Genomic DNA, 2,505 nt, shown 5'->3' with positions numbered 1-2,505 from the left:
CATTGGATATTTCTGACTGGTCGTTCAACCCAGAAACTGAGTCAGCAATGACAACGCTTGGTTTTAGACCCTATTCTCCAGAGATATCGACAGTGCTCGCTCAAGTTATTGATGACGGTGCTGCCTATTCTGCAGGGCTAGAATCTGGCGATAAAATTGTCGAAATTAATGGTCAGCCTATTGAACAGTGGAAGTCGGTTGTTGAATTAATCCGTTCACACCCAATGATGCCCTTGGACCTTGTCGTATTACGAAATGGTATTGAGCGGTCATTGGTTATGACGCCCAATAGTCGCGAATTTTCTGATGGTTCTACAATCGGCTATGCGGGTATTGCTCCCGAAGTCGCAGAATGGCCAGAAGATTATCGCTTTGAGTTACAATTTGGTGTAATTGAGTCTGTAGGAAAAGCATTTAATAAAACAGGTCAAATCATAGGTTTGACACTGACAATGCTTAAGAAGCTTATCGTTGGTGATGTTGGCTTAAATAACTTGAGTGGCCCAATTTCAATTGCTAAAGGCGCAGGGGCAACCGCCGATTACGGTTTAGTTTACTTCTTAGGTTTTTTAGCTCTGATTAGTGTTAACTTGGGTATTATTAATTTAGTTCCGCTGCCTATGCTTGATGGCGGACATTTGCTCTTTTTCGCTATTGAGGCCGTTACTCGTAAACCTGTACCTGAAAAAGTTCAAGAAATGGGATATAGAGTGGGAGGCGCAATCCTCTTCTCTTTGATGGCTCTGGCAATATTTAATGATTTTACTCGTCTGTGAATGGTTTCTCACAGGCATTGGTAGTAGCAAGGAATAATTAGAATAAGTATGGCGATTAAGCAAATTCTGTTCGCAAGTCTATTGGCCACTAGTGTGGCTGCGAACGGAGCACAAAACTTTGTAGTTCAAGATATCAAGATCGAAGGTTTACAGCGTGTTGCACTTGGTGCAGCTCTACTGAAAATGCCAGTACGTATTGGCGATGAAGTGGATGACGGCGATGTGTCTGAGATCATTCGTGCACTGTATGCTTCAGGCAACTTTGAGGACGTTAAAGTTCTTCGCGATGATGATGTTTTAGTTGTTCAAGTCAAAGAACGACCGACCATCGCAAGTATCTCATTCTCAGGTAACAAGGCGATCAAAGAAGAACAACTTCAGCAGAACCTAGATGCATCTGGTGTTCGTGAAGGTGAAGCCCTTGACCGTACTACACTGAGTAACATTGAGAAGGGCCTTGAAGATTTCTACTACAGTGTTGGTAAATACAACGCGACAGTAAAAGCTGTAGTGACGCCTCTGCCTCGTAACCGTTCTGACCTTAAGTTTGTATTTACTGAGGGCGTGTCCGCTAAGATTCAGCAAATTAACTTTATCGGTAACGAAGTTTTCTCTGACGCTGATCTACTTAGTCGTTTCAACTTGAACGTTGATGTTGCATGGTGGAATTTCCTTGCGGATGAAAAATACCAGAAGCAAGTACTGGCTGGTGATATCGAAGCGTTGAAATCTTACTACCTTGACCGTGGTTACCTTAAATTTAAGGTGGATTCGACTCAGGTTGCGATCTCTCCTGATAAGAAAGGTGTTTACATCACGCTAGGCCTAGATGAAGGCGAAGCTTATACCGTTAAAGATGTCTCTTTCCGTGGTGAGCTTATCGGCCGCGAGGCTGACTTCGAAGCGTTAGTGCCATTCGAAGATGGCGATACATATAACGGTTCTTCTGTAACGTCTTTAGAAGAGGGCGTGAAACGAATTCTAGGCGAATCTGGCTATGCGTACCCACAAGTTCGTACGATTCCTGAATTTGACGATGAGACCAAAGAAGTGTCGTTGGTTATCAATGTAGAAGCGGGCAGCCGTATCTACGTTCGTGATATTCGATTCACGGGTAACAACTCAACGAAAGATGAAGTACTGCGTCGTGAAATGCGTCAAATGGAAGGCAGCTGGCTGAACTCCAAGTCGATTGATACAGGTAAGAACCGTCTTAACCGTTTAGGCTTTTTTGAAACGGTCGATGTGCAAACGGTACGTGTTCCTGGCAGTGAAGACCAAGTGGATCTGGTTTACAACGTTAAGGAAGCGAACTCGGGTAGCGTCAACTTCGGTGTTGGCTACGGTACTGAATCGGGTGTCAGCTTCCAGGTTGGTTTACAGCAAGATAACTTTGCAGGTTCTGGTAACCGTGTTGGCGTAAGCGCCATGATGAACGATTACCAAAAGAATGTGAGCTTAGACTACCGCGACCCATACTGGAACCTTGATGGCGTGAGTATGGGAGGGAAAATCTTCTACAACGAATTTGAAGCCTCTGAAGCGGGTATTGTCGATTATACCAACCAAAGTTATGGTACGAGCTTAACATGGGGTTTCCCTATGGATGAGCTGAACCGTCTCGAGTTTGGTTTTGGTTATACGCACAACAAAATCGGTAACGTTCCTACCTATATTCAAGTTGAACAGTTTGCGAGAAGTATTGACCAATACGGTGATGAGCATATCT

Annotated in this window: 2 protein-coding genes; both read left to right on the top strand. The window is 44.1% G+C overall.

The window, feature by feature from the left end; genetic code table 11:
- Positions 1 to 776 (top strand): RIP metalloprotease RseP (gene rseP / locus AB4496_RS26890; protein ID WP_372132961.1); only part of this gene is annotated, 776 nt, incomplete at its 5' end.
- 48 nt (positions 777 to 824) lie between these two features.
- Positions 825 to 2,505 (top strand): outer membrane protein assembly factor BamA (gene bamA, locus AB4496_RS26885; RefSeq protein ID WP_372132958.1); only part of this gene is annotated, 1,681 nt, incomplete at its 3' end.

The organism is Vibrio sp. 10N.222.46.A1 (assembly GCF_041473595.1).
In the GTDB taxonomy this organism is placed as follows: domain Bacteria; phylum Pseudomonadota; class Gammaproteobacteria; order Enterobacterales; family Vibrionaceae; genus Vibrio; species Vibrio tasmaniensis_A.
The sequence above is the reverse complement of the archived record's forward strand: the minus strand, read 5'-3'. Positions and strand labels throughout refer to the sequence as shown.